Consider the following 16,533-nt stretch of genomic DNA (forward strand, 5'->3'; position numbering starts at 1 on the left):
TTGCTTATCGGGCACTAGCGTTCAACGCTCGCCCTATTAAGCCCGGGATTCAAGAGCGGTGGGCAGGCTCGTTATCTCCGGTATGCCGCTCCTCAATTCATCCTCAATAATCATCTGCGCCGCCTTCTCGGCGATCATCACGGTCGGCGAGCAGGTGTTGCCGGAGGTGATGTTCGGCATGATCGACGCATCCACCACGCGCAAGCCGGTGATGCCGTGCACGCGCAGGCGTTCGTCGACCACGGCGTCGCGGCCCTGCCCCATCTTGCAGGTGCCGACCGGGTGAAAGATCGTCGTGCCGATGACGCTGGCGGCCTCGCGCAGTTCTTCCTCGGTTTGCAGGCCCGCGCCGGGCAGGTACTCCACCGGCTCGAAGCGAGCAAGCGCAGGAGCAGCGGCGATGCGACGGGTCAGGCGAATGGCTTCGGCAGCGACTTTGAGATCGGTCTCGTGACTCAAATAATTCGGCCGAATGACCGGCGCGGCATCGGCCAGCGCCGAACGGACCTCCACCGTCCCACGGCTCTGCGGGCGCAAGTCGCACACTGACGCCGTGAATGCAGGGAAGCCGTGAAGCGGTTCGCCGAAGCGCTCAAGGGACAAGGGCTGCACGTGGTATTCAAGATTAGCGCTCGCCTGCTCCGGCCCCGAGCGCGCAAAAGCACCCAGCTGACTCGGCGCCATTGCCAACGGCCCACTGCGATTGAAGGCGTAGCGCAGGCCCATGTTCATCTTGCCCCACAGACTGCCGGCCATCTGGTTCAACGTCTGGCCATTGGTGACCTTGTAGATCAGGCGCAACTGCAGGTGATCCTGCAGATTCGCGCCAACCCCGGGGAGCTCATGCCGCACGCCAATGCCGAGCTTTTCCAGCAATGGCCGCGGCCCGATGCCGGAGCGTTGCAGGACCATGGGCGATCCGATGGCGCCGCAGCAAAGGATGATTTCCCGTCGCGCGCGAAGCGTCTGTTCCTGCCCGTTGACGCGAGCAATCACCCCGCTGGCTCGACTGTTTTCGAACACGACGCGCGACACTTCCGCGCCTGTGATTACCGTCAGGTTCGGCCGCTTCAATGCCGGACGGAGAAATGCCTTGGACGCGTTCCAGCGCACACCGCGCCGTTGATTCACCTGAAAATAGCTGCACCCTTCGTTGTCGCCGCCATTGAAGTCGGGGATCGACGGGATGCCGGTTTGAGCCGCCGCTTCACGGAACGCATCCAGCAACGACCATGAAAGACGCTGCTGCTCGACACGCCACTCACCTTTCGCGCTGTGAAGGTCCGAGTCGCCGGCGTAATGGTTTTCCGAGCGTTTGAAGATTGGCAGGACGTCACCCCAGCCCCAGCCCGTGTTGCCCTGCTCCGCCCACCCGTCGTAGTCCCGGGCCTGCCCGCGCATGTAGATCATGCCGTTGATGGACGAGCAGCCGCCCAGTACTTTGCCGCGCGGATAGTTGAGCGCGCGTCCGCCGAGGCCGGGCTCCGCTTCGGTTTTGAAGCACCAGTCGGTGCGCGGATTGCCGATGCAGTAGAGGTAACCCACCGGCACATGAATCCAGGCGTAATTGTCCTGGCCGCCGGCTTCAAGCAGCAGGACCCGATGAGCAGGATTCTGCGACAGCCGATTGGCCAGCAGGCAGCCCGCCGGGCCTGCGCCGACGATGATGTAGTCATGAAGACCGACGTCCATTTGCATGCGTCCCTCGCTGATATTTTTTGTTTTTATGCAGGCCCCATCCTGAAGTTTTTCGCCACAAAACAAAAGACCGCCGCATGTTTCCATGGGGCGGTCCGGTTGAAGCGTCTGCCGTCAGTGGCGGTGCGATTACACAGCGCTGCGACGGTAGCTGCGGTAGCTCGGCATCCAGAAGTGACGCTCGATGGCTTCGACGAGCATTTGTTCGGTGGTCTCCAGCGCGATGCCTTCAGCTTGAGCCTGCTTGGCCACGGCCAAGGCAATCTTCTTGCTCACCTGTTGAATCTCCTTCAGCGGCGGCAGCACAGCGTCACCTTTGCCCGTGACCATCGGCGAGCATTCCGCCAGCGCATTGGAAGCGGCCATCAGCATTTTGTCGGTGATGCGCGTGGCTTTCGACGCCACAACACCCAGGCCGATGCCCGGGAAAATGTAGGAGTTGTTGCACTGGGCGATGTGGAACGTGCGATCACCCACGGTGACCGGGGCAAACGGACTGCCAGTCGCCACCAGCGCGTCGCCGTTGGTCCAGGTCAGCACTTCCTGCGGGGTGACTTCGACCTTCGAGGTGGGGTTGGACAGCGGCATCACCAGCGGCTTGGCACAGTGCTTGTGCATCTCGCGGATGACTTGCTCGGTGAACAGGCCGCGTTGGCCGGAGACGCCGATCAACACAGTCGGCTTGCCATTGGCGACCACGTCCAGCAACTCGGGCGAACCCTCGCCGCTCGACCAGCCAGCCACGTCGGCGGACTTTTGCGCGAGGTTCTTCTGGAAGTCCAGCAAGTTGTCCATGCTGTCGGTCAGCAACCCGAAGCGGTCGACCATCATCACGCGCTTGCGCGCTTCAGCCTCGCTCAGGCCTTCGATCACCATGGCCGCAATGATGTGCTCGGCAATCCCGCAACCCGCCGAACCCGCGCCCAGGAACACCACCCGCTGCTGGCCCAGGGTCTCGTGCTTGGCCTTGCACGCCGCCAGCAACGTACCCACGGCAACCGACGCGGTGCCCTGAATGTCGTCGTTGAAGCAGCACAACTCATCGCGGTACTTCTCCAGCAACGGCATGGCGTTGGTCTGGGCGAAGTCTTCGAACTGCAGCAGCACGTCCGGCCAGCGGCGCTGAACGGCCTCGATGAACAGGGCGATGAAGTCGTCGTATTCCTTGCCAGTCACGCGCTCGTGGCGCCAGCCCATGTACATCGGGTCGTCCAGCAGCTCTTTGTTGTTGGTGCCCACGTCGAGCACGATCGGCAAGGTGTACGCCGGGCTGATGCCGCCGCACGCGGTGTACAGCGAAAGCTTGCCGATTGGGATGCCCATGCCGCCAATGCCCTGATCGCCCAGGCCGAGGATGCGCTCGCTGTCCGTCACCACGATGATTTTGATGCGATCTTTCGTTGCGCTGCGCAGGATGTCGTCGATGCGGTCGCGCTCAGGGTAGGAAATGAACAGCCCGCGGTGGGTGCGGTAGATCTTCGAGAATTCCTGACACGCCTGACCCACGGTCGGGGTGTAGATGATCGGCAGCATCTCGTCGAGGTGCGAATCCAGCAGGCGGAAGAACAGGGTTTCGTTGTTGTCCTGGATCGAGCGCAAGTAAATGTGTTTATCCAGGTCGCTCGCACATTGCTGGTACTGGTTGTAAACGCGGGTGACCTGCTCTTCGATGGTTTCGACGTTCTGGGGCAGCAGGCCGACCAGGTTGAAATCGATGCGCTCTTGCGGTGTGAACGCACTGCCCTTGTTGAGCAGCGGCATTTCCAGCAACGAAGGGCCGGCATAGGAAATATATAAAGGTCGCGAGGTCTTGGTCATTTGCAGTGATCGCCTTTTCTCTGTTTGCTCTATCAATACGTCGTAGAAACGAGGCCCCGGAGGTCGATGTACACGACGCTCAACGCAGGATCCGTCCGAAGAAATAGGGGGTAAAAACAGGGTGCCTATCTTACTCGCCTGAAAACGATTGCGACATTTTGTCGCCCTACGATTGCGAAATGATGGAGCCAAGTCGTCCAAACGGTCAGAAACTGGCCGTGCATTGGGAACCAGCAGGCCGTGGCGGGTCACAGTAAAAACGACGTTATGGGAAATCGACCGTTTCGAGCAAAGCTCTTTCGACCACGGTCACCCTCGACCGATGGACGAAATGACTTACACATTGAACTGGCGATGAGCCATTGCAGTCACATTGATATCAAAACGGAGATATCAATGTCAGGCCAGCGCATCTTTCGCATCCACTACCGCTTTCTGGGCGAGCACCGAGTATTTCTCCAACCCGACTCAGTGCTGGACGAATCAGACGCCTGGTATTACGCCTGTCTGCACGCAGGCATAGGCGTGCTGCACAACCTGTCCAAGACCCGGGAGGAGCTGACAGCGTTGATGGCCCATGGTCGCCGCTACGGTTTGACGGACGTGCGCTGGGGGGAGTGGGTCTGATTGATTGCCCTCCAAGCCGATCTACCCACTTTTTTGACGCCGTGGTCAGGCCTGTCCAACGCGCTGAATCACATAGCTCGCCTCAAAGCCATGCACACACCCAATCACGTTGAATCCCTTGAAATAGCCCGTCGCGCGAAGCAGGTCCACAGCCGGACCGACTTCAGGTGAATGCTGGAAGTCGCCGTAATCGTCGAACACAATAAAGCCACCCGGTACGACGCTGGGCGAATACAGCAGGAAATCCAACAGCACATTGCGCCCGGCATGGCCGCCATCGACGTGTAACAGCGCCACCTTCGGCGACAGGTTGTAGAAACGCTCGGCGCATAACTCTGAATAGCCCCTCAGCACCAGAGCGTTCGAGAACAGCTTCTCCTGGTAATAACTGAACTCCTCAAACTGGTTGGGCAGCTCAAAGGGGTCAATCCCGATGATGCGGCGCTCGCGGTTGCAGACCTCATTCATCAGCACCAGCGACTTGCCCTTCCAAACGCCAATCTCCACCACATCACCGGGGATGCCTTCGACCAGAAGCGCCAGATACCCCAGCAGCCGCACATGATCATGAAACGACAACTCCTTGCGCGGCATCGCCCGCTCTGCCGGCAACGTGCTCTGCGCCTGCTCGAAATGCTCGCCGATGAATGTCCAGATCTGCGCGATCGAATCGTTGAGCTCCGGGTTGCTGATGAAATCGTTGAGCTGTTGGATGGTAGTCATGGCTTCTCTGACTCGCCGGAAGGGCTGAGGGATTGGGGATGGAGCGTGGAGCGATCTCGTACCGTGAAGGGGCGTGAGATCGAGAGTAGGCGGGGGTTGGAAAAAGTAAAGTGCGCAGGGCGCAGCTCGGATTTTGGAGGGGTTTTTTTAAATCGCGGAAACAAAAAAGCCCCAGAAGCATAACTTCTGGGGCTTTTCAAATAATGGCGGAGAGATAGGGATTTGAACCCTAGGTACTGTCGCCAGTACAACGGATTTCGAATCCGTCCCGTTCGGCCACTCCGGCATCTCTCCAACGGCGCGCATCATAACAGTTCGTCCGAAGAACGCGAACCCTTTTTACGGATTTTTTCGCGTTCTTTCAGATGCTTGCAGCGTTTTACGCGTGAAGCGTTGGATCAGAGCGGTACGCCAAGACGCTGGGCGACTTCTTCGTAGGCTTCGATGACATCGCCGAGGCCCTGACGGAAGCGGTCCTTGTCCATTTTCTTGCGGGTTTCTTTGTCCCACAGGCGGCAGCCGTCCGGGCTGAACTCGTCGCCCAGGACGATCGAGCCGTCGCTGAACACGCCGAACTCAAGCTTGAAGTCGACCAGCAGCAGGCCGGCGTCGTCGAACAGCTTGGACAGGACTTCGTTGACCTTCAGGGACAGCTCTTTCATGCGAACCAGTTGCTCGGCGGTGCCCCAACCGAACGCGACGACGTGGGAGTCGTTGATGAATGGGTCGCCCTTGGCGTCGTCCTTCAGGAACAGCTCGAAGGTGTAAGGGTTGAGCTTCACGCCCTCCTCCACGCCCAGGCGCTTGACCAGGCTGCCGGCGGCGTAGTTACGCACGACGCATTCGACCGGGATCATGTCGAGCTTCTTGACCAGCACTTCGTTGTCGGCCAGCAGTTTATCGAACTGGGTCGGAATGCCAGCGGCTTCCAGCTTCTGCATGATGAAGGCGTTGAACTTGTTGTTCACCATGCCTTTACGGTCGAGCTGTTCGATGCGCTTGCCGTCAAACGCCGAGGTGTCGTTGCGGAACACAAGGATCAAGCGGTCAGCGTCATCGGTCTTGTAAACCGACTTGGCTTTGCCGCGGTAGAGTTCTTCACGTTTTTCCATGATGGGCTCCGCTTGCTGAATCTGGCTGAATAATGGGGGGCGAGTCGCCCGTTTGGGACGCTAGGCGATTTCGCGCCAGTCGAGCCCTGAATCCTGATCGGCCAATTGTAGCCAGTCCTCGTCGCACCCAAGGGTGTCGACGAAACATTGCCGGGCCAGATGCGGCAGGTTGTTCTTGCTGCTCAGATGGGCCAGCACCAGGTGCTGAAGATCCTGCCATCCCAACTCGTTCACCAGACTGGCAGCCTGATGATTGTTCAAATGACCGTGATCACCACCCACCCGCTGCTTGAGAAAGTACGGGTACTGACCCCGGGCGAGCAGATCGCGGCAGTGATTGGACTCGACCATGAGCGCGTCGAGGCCGCGGTAGCTGTCGAGCACCATCGGGCAATACGAGCCAAGGTCGGTCAACAGGCCGAAGCGACGGCGCCCGTCATTGAACACGAACTGCGTGGGCTCCAGCGCATCGTGAGCCACCGACACCACGTCAATGTCCAGACCACCAATGCGCAGCCCCTGCCCGCCCACCAGCCGAAGACCGGCTTCGACCGGCTTGCGCATGCCGCGCAGCGTACCGTCGCTGAGGTACACCGGCACATCGTAGCGCCGAGACAGCAAACCCACGCCATGCACATGATCGGCATGTTCGTGGGTCACTAGAATGGCGCTGAGCTGTTTACCGCTGACGCCCAGCCTGTCGAGCCGCCGTTCGGTTTCCCGCAAGGAGAAACCGCAATCGACCAGCACATACGTGTCGTTGCTCGCAACCAGCGTGGCATTGCCACGGCTGCCGCTGCCGAGAACCGCGAAGCGCACTTAACCCAGGTTGTCCTGAATGACGCTCAACACACGACGAGCGACTTCCGTCGGCGCCACGGTGTTGATGTTCTTCTCGACCGTGACCTGAACGTTCTCGCCGACCTTGCTCAGGCGAACCTGATAACGCTCGGCGCGGGCTTCTTTCTCTTCCTTGGACTCTTCACTGCCGAACACACGGCTGAGGAAGCCAGGCTTGTTTTCAGGCTTGTCGGCTTTTTCCGCCAGGTTGATGTAGTACAGGCCCAGGCTGCGGTTGATGTCTTCAACGCGCCAGTCGCCCTGGTTAAGCGCACGGCCGACGCTCGACCACGCGCGATCCAAGTCTGCGCCCAGGTTCAGCACCGGGTTGCCGCTGCCGTCTTCGCTGAGAGAGACGCGGCTTGGGGTGTCGAAATCACGCGCCGCCAGCAGGGACACCGAACCGCCCTTCTCGGCCGTACGGGTCAGACTTGCCAGCATGTCATCGGTCAGCACGGAGTCGAGGCCGACGTTAGTGCTGCGCGACGGGAATGCAGGATCATCGCGGCTGCCGGCCGGACGTTGCACACTGACCACATAGATTTCACTGGTGTTGCGCTGCACGCCCGGCTCGATACGAACGCGCACGCGGGTCTCGGTGTTGGCAGCATCGCCACTCGAACCCATGCGCTTGGCAACCGATGCCGACAACTCGTCCATGCGCTGCCAGGTGGTGTTGAATTCACCGGTTTGCGGACGATCTTCGGCGATGCGGAAACCGTTGTCTTCGAAATACTGATGCGCCACTGGCCAGACTTCAGCCGGTGCGCGCTGGGCAAGAATCCAGCGGTTGTCGCCGCTCTTCTGCAGCGTGTAGTCGCCGGAGTCCTGAGCGGTGGTCAGCGGTTGCGGACGCGGCACGGTGAATTCACCCTTCTGGGTGTCGTCGGCAACGTTGCGCGGAATCGGCAGCAAGGGGTCCAGTCGTTTGACTTCCTGAACGCCTTCGGGCATTTGCATCGGCGGCTTCTGGGTCGCTTCCAGGTAATCGCTGCTGCGATCGCGGAAATAACCGTCCTGGCCAAAAAGCCAGCTGCAACCGCTGGTGCTGGAGATAATCAAGGCTAGTGCGGAAAGTCCGGCCAGTCGCTTCATTGCGTAATGCTTCCTCATTAGACCAATACACCGGACTGGCGCAGGGCCTGACGCAGCGGCTCGTGGCAGGACTCGCTGAGCCAGGTGAGTGGCAGACGAATACCGTCTGGCATCAAACCCATCTCATGCAGGGCCCATTTCACGGGAATAGGGTTCGATTCGATGAACAGAGTCTTGTTCAGCGGCATCAGTTTTTCGTGGATGGCGCGGGCGGTGTCGGCGTCACCGTCCATCGCGGCCTTGCACAGGTCGGCCATGGCGCGCGGTGCGACGTTGGCGGTGACCGAAATATTGCCTTTGCCACCGAGCAACATCAGCTCGACAGCAGTCGCGTCGTCGCCGGAATAGACCAGAAAGTCGCTGCTCACGCCGGCAAGAATATCCTTGGCGCGCTGCAGGTCTCCGGTGGCTTCCTTGATGGCGATGATGTTTTTGACTTTCGACAGGCGGATGACGGTCTCGGCCGACATGTCGCAGGCAGTACGACCCGGCACGTTATACAGAATCTGCGGGATGTCGACGGTTTCGGCGATGTGCTTGAAGTGCTGGTACAAGCCTTCCTGGGTCGGCTTGTTGTAGTACGGGGTGACCAGCAGGCAGGCATCGGCACCGGCGTTCTTGGCGTTGGTGGTCAGTTCGACCGCCTCGCGGGTGGAGTTGGCGCCGGTGCCGGCGATGACCGGAATGCGGCCAGCGACCTGCTGAACCACGCGGCGGATGACTTCGATGTGCTCGTTGACGTCGAGCGTCGCGGATTCACCGGTGGTGCCGACGGCAACAATGGCGTTGGTGCCCTCTTGCAGGTGAAAGTCCACCAGTTTGCTCAGGCTGTCCCAATCGAGACGACCTTGTGCATCCATGGGTGTGACCAGTGCCACCATACTGCCCGCAATCATGCAAACCGCTCCTGCCGGAAAAAGAGAGCGGTAATGGTACTGGCGCCATGATCCTTGCACAAGGCGAGCATTCCCCTCGGCGCCGGTTTTCGCTACCCTTCGGTCTTTGATCGGTACGGGTCATCTGCCCGGCTCGTTCGACTGCTCGATTTTGACGTCAATTACCCCGCCCTGCGTCGTTATCGCGCGCCATGACAGGCTCATGGCAGCGATTGCCGGCTGTGGGTCGGGGCGACGTCACGATGCCTTCGTCCGTCGAGCCCGCCGGCAAAGGCCTGCTGCGTACCGACCGCTCATCGTTTAGGAATGCTGCATGTCATCCATCCCCACAGTTCGCGAACAATTCCTTGTCATCAGTGCCCTTGGCGCCAACCCAATGGAGCTGACCAACGTCCTGTGCCGCGCCAGTAACGAAAGCCGTTGCTCGGTCGTCAGCTCACGCCTCACTCGCCACGGTGAGTGCAGCGCGCTGATCCTGCAGATCTCCGGCAGCTGGGACGCCCTGGCGCGTCTGGAAACGGGTCTGCCCAATCTGGCCAAGAAACACGCCTTCACCGTCAATGTGGTGCGCAGCGCTTCGCTGGAAAACCGCCCGGAAGCCCTGCCCTACGTGGCCTACGTCAGTTCGGCGTATCGCCCGGACATCATTAACGAGCTGTGCCAGTTCTTCATCGATCACAACGTCGAGCTGGAAAACCTAATCTGCGACACCTATCAGGCACCGCAGACCGGCGGCACCATGCTCAACGCGACGTTCACCGTGACATTACCGGCCGGCACCCAGATCAGTTGGCTGCGTGACCAGTTCCTGGACTTCGCCGACGCCCTCAACCTTGATGCGCTGATCGAACCATGGCGCCCTCAAGCACCGATGTAAGGAATCCCGAATGGCTGTAGAACTCGACCAACCCGTTGCCGACTTTCAAGTGCAGGCCACGAGCGAACAGGCGGTCAGCCTGTCGGCGCTCAAGGGTCAGCAGGTCGTCCTTTATTTCTACCCGAAGGACAGCACCCCTGGCTGCACCACCCAGGGCCAGGGCTTTCGCGATCATCACGCCGACTTCAAGGCAGCCAACACGGTGGTGTTCGGTGTGTCGCGGGACAGCCTGAAATCCCACGAGAACTTCAAGGCCAAGCAGGAATTCCCGTTCGAGCTGATTTCGGACAAGGACGAATCGCTGTGCCAGCTGTTCGATGTCATCAAGCTGAAAAAGCTGTATGGCAAGGAATACCTGGGCGTCGACCGCAGCACTTTCCTGATCGACAAGGACGGTGTGCTACGCAAGGAATGGCGCGGCGTGAAGGTGCCGGGGCATGTGGCGGCGGTGCTTGAAGCGGCTCAGGCGCTTAACCAGGCTTGATCGCCATGATGTAGGAGTGAGCTTGCTCGCGATCGGGTTCGTTTAGTCATCGTAGGTTGACCATGACGACGCCGATCGCGAGCAAGCCCACTCCTACAAAAGCACGGCAACATTTACAGCAACGGCGCCACCGTCGGTTCGTTTCGTGGCCACGCATCCAGCACGGCCTTGAACAGGGTCGCCAGCGGGATCGCAAAGAAAATCCCCCAGAACCCCCACAGCCCGCCGAACAACAGCACGGCGCAGATGATTGCCACCGGGTGCAGGCTCACGGTCTGGGAGAACAGCAGTGGCACGAGCACGTTGCCGTCCAGGGTCTGGATGATGCCGTAGACCGCCATCAGATAGATGAACTGATCGCTCCAGCCCCACTGGAACAGCGCGATGAACGCCACGGGCACCGTCACCACCACCGCGCCCACATAGGGCACCACCACCGAAATCCCCACCAGCATCGCCAGCAACGCCGAGTAATTCAGGCCCATGGTCACGAAGGCGATGTAGGTCACCCCGCCGCAGATGAAAATCTCGATAACCTTGCCGCGAATGTAGTTGGCGATCTGCCGATTCATTTCCTCGGCCACATGGGTAATCAGCGTACGTTCGCGTGGCAGATAGCCCCTCGCCCAGCGGCTGATCATCCGACGATCTTTAAGGAAGAAGAACACCAGGATCGGCACCAGCACCAGGTAGATCATCATGTTGACCAGCAGCGGCAAGCTGGACAGGGAAAACGTCAACGCCCATTGCCCGAACTTTCCGACCTCGCCGCGAGCCACTTCTATCGCCTGCAAGACCTGCTCGTCCGACACCAGGTGCGGATAACGCTCCGGCAGCAGCAACAGCAGCGACTGCCATTTGGCGAGCATGCCGGGCAATTCGTTGAACAAGGTAATGAGCTGGCGCCACAGCAAAGGCACGAGCACCAGCAGAAACAGCGCCAGCGCCCCCATGAATAAAGCGAAGACCAGCCCGACGGCGCCGCCTTCGGGCACCCGCAAACGCTCGAGCAGGTTGACCAGCCCCTGCATCAGAAAGGCGAGCACCAACCCGGCGAGCACCGGCGCGAGCATGCCGCCGAGGGTGAGGACAACGGTAAATCCCAGAACCAACAACACCGCCAGCACTACCGCTTCCTCGTCGGAAAAGTAGCGCTGTATCCAGTCGCGAAGCACTTTGAACATCAAGAATCCTAAGGGGGTTGCGAGGGGTCAGAAACGCTCAGGCCTTGCGTAGCCAATACCGATAAATGCCGTCAGCGTTTTCTTCGTGGAGCAGCGCGTGCCCGGCCAATTTTGCGAAAGTACGGAAGTCACGCTGCGAGCCGGCGTCGGTGGCCGTCACTTTGAGCACCGCGCCGCTGGCCAGACGGTTGAGTTCCATCTTGGCTTTGAGCAAGGGTAGCGGGCAATTGAGGCCGCTGGCGTCCAGCTCTGCATCGCAGGCCGCGGGGTGTCCTACAGCGTCAGACATCGTTTCTCTCCGGATAGACACATCCGCCCCCGCATAAAAGCCAACGGGCGGAAGAACATTCTTACAAGTTTTCCAGAATACCCCACTCTGGTCAGCAAGCCATTGAGCCAGCTACAGTGACGCCTTTCTGCCCCAGAGTTTCGTGCATGAATTTTTTGCGCCCCACGCTGCTGACCCTCGCCTGCCTGCTGGCAGCGCCGAGTTTCGCAGAAGACGACCTGCCCTCCCTCGGCGACGCGAGTTCATCCATCGTTTCTCCGCAGCAGGAACACGACCTGGGGCGTGCCTGGCTCGGGCTGCTGCGCTCTGAAGTGGCACAGCTGTCCGACCCGCTGCTCAAGGACTTCGTCGAATCGTCGGTTTACCGGCTCGCCGAAACCAGCCAGGTGCAGGACCGCCGTCTCGAGTTCATCCTGATCAACACCCCGGAGATCAACGCCTTTGCAGCGCCCGGCGGGATCATCGGGGTCAACGGCGGGTTGTTCCTCCACGCTGAAACCGAAGGCGAATACGCTGCGGTCCTCGCCCACGAACTGGCTCACTTGTCGCAGCGGCACTTTGCCAGGGGCGTACAGGCGCAACAGCGCATGCAAGTGCCGGTAATGGCGGCGATGCTTGCCGGCATCGTCATGGCCGCTGCGGGCGCGGGCGATGCGGGGATTGCCGCGATCGCCGGCACCCAGGCTGCCGCGATTCAGGAGCAGGCGCGATTCTCCCGGCAGAACGAAGCAGAAGCCGACCGCATCGGCATCCTCAATCTGGAAAAGGCCGGCTACGACCCGCGCAACATGCCCACCATGTTCGAGCGGTTGGCACGCCAGTATCGCTATGACGCCAAGCCGCCGGAATTCCTGATGAGCCACCCGGTGACCGAATCCCGTATCGCCGACACGCGCAACCGCGCCGAACAAGCCAAGCCCGGCGGCAAGGAAGACAGCCCGGCGTATCAATTGATGCGCGCACGCACCGTGCTGATTTACGAAGAAACCCCCGGCATGGCCGCCAAGCGTTTCCGTGCACAACTGGCCGAGAACCCGAAAAACGACGCGGCTCGCTACGGTCTGGCGCTTGCCCAGACCAAGGCGGGTCAGCTCAACGAAGGCCGTGAGACGCTGAAGCCTTTGCTCGACAAGGCGCCGGACAATATTCCCTACAACCTCGCCGCCGTGAACCTGGACATCTCCAACAATCGCCTGCCTGACGCTCAACAGCGGGTGGACCGAATGCTGAATCTGTATCCCGACAACTACCCGCTCAATCAGGCGAAAGTCGACGTCTTGCTCAAGCAGTCCAAGGCGCCCGAGGCGTTGAAGTCTCTGGAGATTCTGTTGAAGAGCCGCCCCGACGATCCAGACATCTGGAATCAGGTGGCCGACACCCGCGGCCTGTCCGGCAACACCATCGGCCTGCATCAGGCCCGTGCGGAATATTTTGCGCTGATGGGCGATTTCAAGCAGGCGATTCAACAGCTCGAATTTGCCAAGCGACGGGCGAACAACAACTTCCAGCTGGCCTCACGCATCGACGCGCGGCAGCAGGAAATCATCGCTCAGGAGCGGGCAGTCAAGGACATGATGAATTGAGGTCAGCTACAAGCGGCAAGCCATAAGCTGCAAGCTGAAACGCAGCCAATCGGCTTTCCGCTTGAAGCTTGAAGCTAACCGCTTTTATTCAAGCATTCCCCGAAGCTTTCATGCGTGCCGCCTGGGTGAAGTCGAGCATGCGCTGCAACGGCCGGACGGCGTGAGGGATGACCGCCGGGTCAACGAAGATCTCGTTAGTGCCTTCACGCAGGCATTGAAGCGTGCGTGCCAAGGTGTTCATCGCCATCCACGGGCAATGAGCACAACTGCGGCAGGCGGCGCCGTTACCTGCGGTCGGTGCCTCAATGAATACCTTGTCCGGGCACAGCTGCTGCATCTTGTAGAAGATGCCGCGGTCGGTGGCGACGATGAAGGTTTTGTTCGGCAGCGTTTGCGCCGCTTTGATCAACTGGCTGGTAGAGCCCACAGCATCGGCCAGGTCGATGACTGACTCGGGCGACTCCGGATGCACCAGAATGGCCGCGTCCGGGTACAAGGCCTTCATGTCCTCCAACTGCCGGGATTTGAACTCCTCGTGCACGATGCAGGCGCCGTTCCACAACAGCATGTCCGCCCCGGTTTCGCGCTGGATGTAACGGCCCAGGTGCTTGTCGGGCGCCCAGATGATTTTCTCGCCGTTGTCCATCAGGCTTTCGACGATCTCCAGCGCGCAACTGGACGTCACCACCCAGTCGGCACGGGCTTTTACGGCGGCCGACGTATTGGCGTAAACCACCACGGTGCGCTCGGGATGCTGATCGCAGAACCCAGCAAACTCATCGACCGGGCAACCGAGGTCCAGTGAGCAGGTCGCTTCGAGGGTCGGCATCAAGATGCGTTTTTCAGGGGTCAGAATTTTTGCGGTTTCGCCCATGAAACGCACCCCGGCCACCAGCACGGTTTTCGCCGGATGGTTTTTGCCGAATCGCGCCATCTCCAGAGAGTCCGAGACGCAACCGCCGGTTTCTTCCGCCAGTGCCTGAATCACCGGGTCGCAGTAGTAATGAGCGACCAGCACGGCGTCCTGGGCCTTGAGCTCGGCGGCGATCAAGCGGCGGTATTCCGCTTCCTCGTCAGGGCTCAGGGTTTTGGGCTGTTTGGCGTCCAGGTGCGCTTGGACCAGAAGACGTTCGGAGATGTGTGTCATGTCGATGAACCTGAATGCGCGTACGGAGCAAAAGTCCGCAGGGTAGAAAACGCCCGGGAAGTTAGCACGGGTTCTGTTGAGCGATCACTTACCGGCAGTCCCCGCCCTCAATGTTAGCGCCATCGCCATCGCCTCAAGCGAGGGCATCGTAAAAACACGTCCGCAATGGTTGGAACGAGTCAGTCAAAAAAGCACCGAAACCCTCAAGCCCGCCATTCAATGGCAGAATCTGCGTCACTGGACAGTTTTGGAGACCCTCATGCTGCGCGTATTTGAACGACGCCTCGACCCCTTCCCACCCGACGAAGCGCCGCCGCCACCTGTGGGTCTGGTACGTTTTCTGTGGGCCTGCACCCGGGGTGCGCGTGGCTACATCCTCGCCCTGGCAGTGCTCAGCGCCTGTGTATCGATTTACGAAGCCTGGCTTTTCTCGTTTCTCGGCCAAGTGGTCGATCTGCTGTCGACCTGGAAGGACGGCGGCGCCACCGCAGGCGAAGAAAGCCGAGCGCTGTGGGGCATCGGTATTGTGCTGGTGATCAGCGTCGGGCTGGTGGCCATGCGCACGATGGTTCAGCATCAGGTGCTGGCGATCAACCTGCCGTTGCGGCTGCGCTGGGACTTTCACCGGCTGATGCTGCGGCAGAGCCTGTCGTTCTTTTCCGATGAATTCTCCGGCCGGGTCACCACCAAGGTCATGCAGACCGCGCTGGCGGTGCGGGACGTGCTGTTCACCCTGATTGAAATCGCGCCCGGCATCGGCGTTTATTTCATTGCGATCATCGCGCTGGCGGGCGGTTTCGCCTTGAAGCTGATGCTGCCGTTCCTTGCCTGGATCGTGCTGTTCGGCCTGGCGATGGTGTACTTCGTGCCGCGCCTGGGCAAAGTCGGTCAGGAGCAGGCCAACGCGCGGTCGTCGATGACCGGGCGAATTTCCGACGCCTACACCAACATCACCACCGTGAAGCTGTTCTCCCACTCCAAACGCGAAGCGCAGTTTGCCCGCGCGGCGATGGAGGACTTCAAGCACACGGGCTTTCGCCAGATGCGTCTGGTGAGCCAGTTCGAAATCGTCAATCAGGCGCTGGTCGTCGCGTTGATTCTGGGCGCAGGCGGTTACGCCCTGTGGCTGTGGCATCAGGGTGACGTCGGCACTGGCGCGGTGGCGGCGATTACCGCGATGGCGCTGCGCATCAACGGCATGTCCCACTGGATCATGTGGCAGATGACCTCGCTGTTCGAGAACATCGGCACGGTGCAGGACGGCATGGCGACCCTGACTCAGGGCCCTAAAGTACAGGACGCGCCGAATGCAAACTTGCTGAAAACCACCGGCGGCGCGGTGACCTTCGAGAACGTCAGCTTCAACTACAACGGCGAGCGCCAGGTGCTGGAGGGTTTGAATCTGGCCATCCGCCCGGGCGAGAAGATAGGCCTGGTCGGCCGTTCAGGCGCCGGTAAATCCACGCTGATCAATCTGCTGCTGCGCTTCTATGACGTGGACAGCGGCGAGATTCGCATCGATGGTCAGAACATCAAGCAGGTCACGCAAGACAGCCTGCGCAGCGCCATCGGCATGGTGACTCAGGACACCTCGCTGCTGCATCGGTCCATCCGCGACAACATTGCGTACGGTCGGCCTGACGCCACCGATGAGGAAATCCACACCGCTGCGGTCAATGCCCAGGCGGATGGGTTCATCAGTCAGCTCAGCGACAAGCATGGCCACAGCGGCTATGACACGCTGGTCGGTGAGCGTGGCATCAAGCTCTCGGGCGGCCAGCGCCAGCGGGTTGCCATTGCTCGCGTGATGCTGAAGAACGCGCCGATTTTGCTGCTGGACGAAGCCACCAGCGCGCTGGATTCGGAAGTCGAAGTGGCGATTCAGGAAAGCCTCGATGAGATGATGAAAGGCAAAACCGTGATCGCCATCGCCCACCGGCTGTCGACGATTGCAGCCATGGACCGGCTGATCGTGATGGACGACGGGCGCATCATCGAACAAGGCACCCACGCTGAACTGCTCACCAAGAACGGTACTTACGCGCGTCTGTGGCATCACCAGAGCGGTGGGTTTCTGGGTGAGGATCAGGGCGTGCCTGAAGCGGTGGATCAGGTATAGCGGGCAGACTCGCGGTATAAACGCGCTGAACGACGGCTTGG

General features: G+C 60.3%; 15 protein-coding genes and 1 tRNA gene. 5 read left to right on the plus strand and 11 right to left on the minus strand.

The window, feature by feature from the left end; all coding sequences use genetic code 11:
- Positions 1-36: 36 nt before the first annotated feature.
- Together IFT99_RS10210 and IFT99_RS10215 are read right to left on the minus strand one after the other, a co-directional pair.
- A complete protein-coding gene (locus IFT99_RS10210; protein WP_192132087.1) occupies positions 37-1,698 on the minus strand; it encodes a GMC family oxidoreductase N-terminal domain-containing protein in 1,662 nt (553 codons plus the stop codon).
- A gap of 129 nt (positions 1,699-1,827) precedes the next feature.
- A complete protein-coding gene (locus IFT99_RS10215) occupies positions 1,828-3,516 on the minus strand; it encodes an NAD-dependent malic enzyme (protein WP_192132089.1) in 1,689 nt (562 codons plus the stop codon).
- Between the two features lie 396 nt (positions 3,517-3,912).
- Here IFT99_RS10215 and IFT99_RS10220 point away from each other — a divergent pair, with 396 nt between their 5' ends.
- Positions 3,913-4,143 carry a DUF6555 family protein gene (locus tag IFT99_RS10220; RefSeq protein WP_065986976.1) on the plus strand — a complete coding sequence of 77 codons (231 nt, stop codon included), beginning with the start codon at positions 3,913-3,915 and terminating at the stop codon, positions 4,141-4,143.
- A gap of 45 nt (positions 4,144-4,188) precedes the next feature.
- Here the strand turns inward: IFT99_RS10220 and IFT99_RS10225 are convergent, their stop codons facing one another.
- From IFT99_RS10225 to dapA, 6 genes are all read right to left on the minus strand, one after another.
- On the minus strand, positions 4,189-4,866 hold the full coding sequence (locus IFT99_RS10225) for a class I SAM-dependent methyltransferase (protein ID WP_192132091.1): 678 nt from the start codon (positions 4,864-4,866) through the stop codon (positions 4,189-4,191).
- A gap of 204 nt (positions 4,867-5,070) precedes the next feature.
- Positions 5,071-5,160: transfer RNA gene (locus IFT99_RS10230), tRNA-Ser, on the minus strand.
- 104 nt (positions 5,161-5,264) lie between these two features.
- Positions 5,265-5,978 (minus strand): phosphoribosylaminoimidazolesuccinocarboxamide synthase, encoded by a 714-nt coding sequence (gene purC / locus IFT99_RS10235; protein ID WP_065986760.1) that lies wholly within the window; start codon positions 5,976-5,978, stop codon positions 5,265-5,267.
- Positions 5,979-6,038: 60 nt separating this feature from the next.
- Positions 6,039-6,797 (minus strand): MBL fold metallo-hydrolase, encoded by a 759-nt coding sequence (locus tag IFT99_RS10240; protein ID WP_065986758.1) that lies wholly within the window; start codon positions 6,795-6,797, stop codon positions 6,039-6,041.
- Positions 6,798-7,913, minus strand: coding sequence for an outer membrane protein assembly factor BamC (bamC, locus tag IFT99_RS10245; protein ID WP_192132093.1), 1,116 nt, complete (start codon positions 7,911-7,913; stop codon positions 6,798-6,800).
- Positions 7,914-7,930: 17 nt separating this feature from the next.
- Positions 7,931-8,809 carry a 4-hydroxy-tetrahydrodipicolinate synthase gene (dapA, locus tag IFT99_RS10250; RefSeq protein ID WP_192132095.1) on the minus strand — a complete coding sequence of 293 codons (879 nt, stop codon included), beginning with the start codon at positions 8,807-8,809 and terminating at the stop codon, positions 7,931-7,933.
- 313 nt (positions 8,810-9,122) lie between these two features.
- On the opposite strand from dapA, the gene IFT99_RS10255 reads away from it, so the two are divergent.
- Together IFT99_RS10255 and IFT99_RS10260 are read left to right on the plus strand one after the other, a co-directional pair.
- On the plus strand, positions 9,123-9,686 hold the full coding sequence (locus IFT99_RS10255) for a glycine cleavage system protein R (protein ID WP_037014004.1): 564 nt from the start codon (positions 9,123-9,125) through the stop codon (positions 9,684-9,686).
- Positions 9,687-9,696: 10 nt separating this feature from the next.
- Positions 9,697-10,170 (plus strand): peroxiredoxin, encoded by a 474-nt coding sequence (locus tag IFT99_RS10260; RefSeq protein WP_192132097.1) that lies wholly within the window; start codon positions 9,697-9,699, stop codon positions 10,168-10,170.
- Between the two features lie 113 nt (positions 10,171-10,283).
- On the opposite strand, the gene IFT99_RS10265 is transcribed toward IFT99_RS10260, so the two are convergent.
- A complete protein-coding gene (locus IFT99_RS10265) occupies positions 10,284-11,354 on the minus strand; it encodes an AI-2E family transporter (protein ID WP_065986753.1) in 1,071 nt (356 codons plus the stop codon).
- Positions 11,355-11,391: 37 nt separating this feature from the next.
- A complete protein-coding gene (locus tag IFT99_RS10270; RefSeq protein ID WP_065986752.1) occupies positions 11,392-11,643 on the minus strand; it encodes a sulfurtransferase TusA family protein in 252 nt (83 codons plus the stop codon).
- Between the two features lie 146 nt (positions 11,644-11,789).
- Here IFT99_RS10270 and IFT99_RS10275 point away from each other — a divergent pair, with 146 nt between their 5' ends.
- Positions 11,790-13,226 carry a M48 family metalloprotease gene (locus tag IFT99_RS10275; RefSeq protein ID WP_065986750.1) on the plus strand — a complete coding sequence of 479 codons (1,437 nt, stop codon included), beginning with the start codon at positions 11,790-11,792 and terminating at the stop codon, positions 13,224-13,226.
- 88 nt (positions 13,227-13,314) lie between these two features.
- On the opposite strand, the gene nadA is transcribed toward IFT99_RS10275, so the two are convergent.
- The gene (gene nadA / locus IFT99_RS10280; RefSeq protein WP_192132099.1) at positions 13,315-14,373 is read right to left on the minus strand and encodes a quinolinate synthase NadA; all 1,059 of its coding nucleotides are present in this window, start codon (positions 14,371-14,373) and stop codon (positions 13,315-13,317) included.
- Positions 14,374-14,632: 259 nt separating this feature from the next.
- Here nadA and IFT99_RS10285 point away from each other — a divergent pair, with 259 nt between their 5' ends.
- On the plus strand, positions 14,633-16,492 hold the full coding sequence (locus IFT99_RS10285) for an ABC transporter ATP-binding protein (RefSeq protein ID WP_192132101.1): 1,860 nt from the start codon (positions 14,633-14,635) through the stop codon (positions 16,490-16,492).
- Positions 16,493-16,533 lie beyond the last annotated feature (41 nt).

Origin of the sequence: Pseudomonas sp. CFBP 8772 (genome assembly GCF_014841665.1) — a bacterium.
Lineage (GTDB): Bacteria > Pseudomonadota > Gammaproteobacteria > Pseudomonadales > Pseudomonadaceae > Aquipseudomonas > Aquipseudomonas graminis_B.

Bases quoted from the DNA above. Each gene is read 5' to 3' on its own strand.
- IFT99_RS10210 (WP_192132087.1), bottom strand. From the start codon at position 1,698: ATGCAAATGGACGTCGGTCTTCATGACTACATCATCGTCGGCGCAGGC.
- IFT99_RS10215 (WP_192132089.1), bottom strand. From the start codon at position 3,516: ATGACCAAGACCTCGCGACCTTTATATATTTCCTATGCCGGCCCTTCG.
- IFT99_RS10220 (WP_065986976.1), top strand. From the start codon at position 3,913: ATGTCAGGCCAGCGCATCTTTCGCATCCACTACCGCTTTCTGGGCGAG.
- IFT99_RS10225 (WP_192132091.1), bottom strand. From the start codon at position 4,866: ATGACTACCATCCAACAGCTCAACGATTTCATCAGCAACCCGGAGCTC.
- purC (WP_065986760.1), bottom strand. From the start codon at position 5,978: ATGGAAAAACGTGAAGAACTCTACCGCGGCAAAGCCAAGTCGGTTTAC.
- bamC (WP_192132093.1), bottom strand. From the start codon at position 7,913: ATGAAGCGACTGGCCGGACTTTCCGCACTAGCCTTGATTATCTCCAGC.
- dapA (WP_192132095.1), bottom strand. From the start codon at position 8,809: ATGATTGCGGGCAGTATGGTGGCACTGGTCACACCCATGGATGCACAA.
- IFT99_RS10255 (WP_037014004.1), top strand. From the start codon at position 9,123: ATGTCATCCATCCCCACAGTTCGCGAACAATTCCTTGTCATCAGTGCC.
- IFT99_RS10260 (WP_192132097.1), top strand. From the start codon at position 9,697: ATGGCTGTAGAACTCGACCAACCCGTTGCCGACTTTCAAGTGCAGGCC.
- IFT99_RS10265 (WP_065986753.1), bottom strand. From the start codon at position 11,354: ATGTTCAAAGTGCTTCGCGACTGGATACAGCGCTACTTTTCCGACGAG.
- IFT99_RS10270 (WP_065986752.1), bottom strand. From the start codon at position 11,643: ATGTCTGACGCTGTAGGACACCCCGCGGCCTGCGATGCAGAGCTGGAC.
- IFT99_RS10275 (WP_065986750.1), top strand. From the start codon at position 11,790: ATGAATTTTTTGCGCCCCACGCTGCTGACCCTCGCCTGCCTGCTGGCA.
- nadA (WP_192132099.1), bottom strand. From the start codon at position 14,373: ATGACACACATCTCCGAACGTCTTCTGGTCCAAGCGCACCTGGACGCC.
- IFT99_RS10285 (WP_192132101.1), top strand. From the start codon at position 14,633: ATGCTGCGCGTATTTGAACGACGCCTCGACCCCTTCCCACCCGACGAA.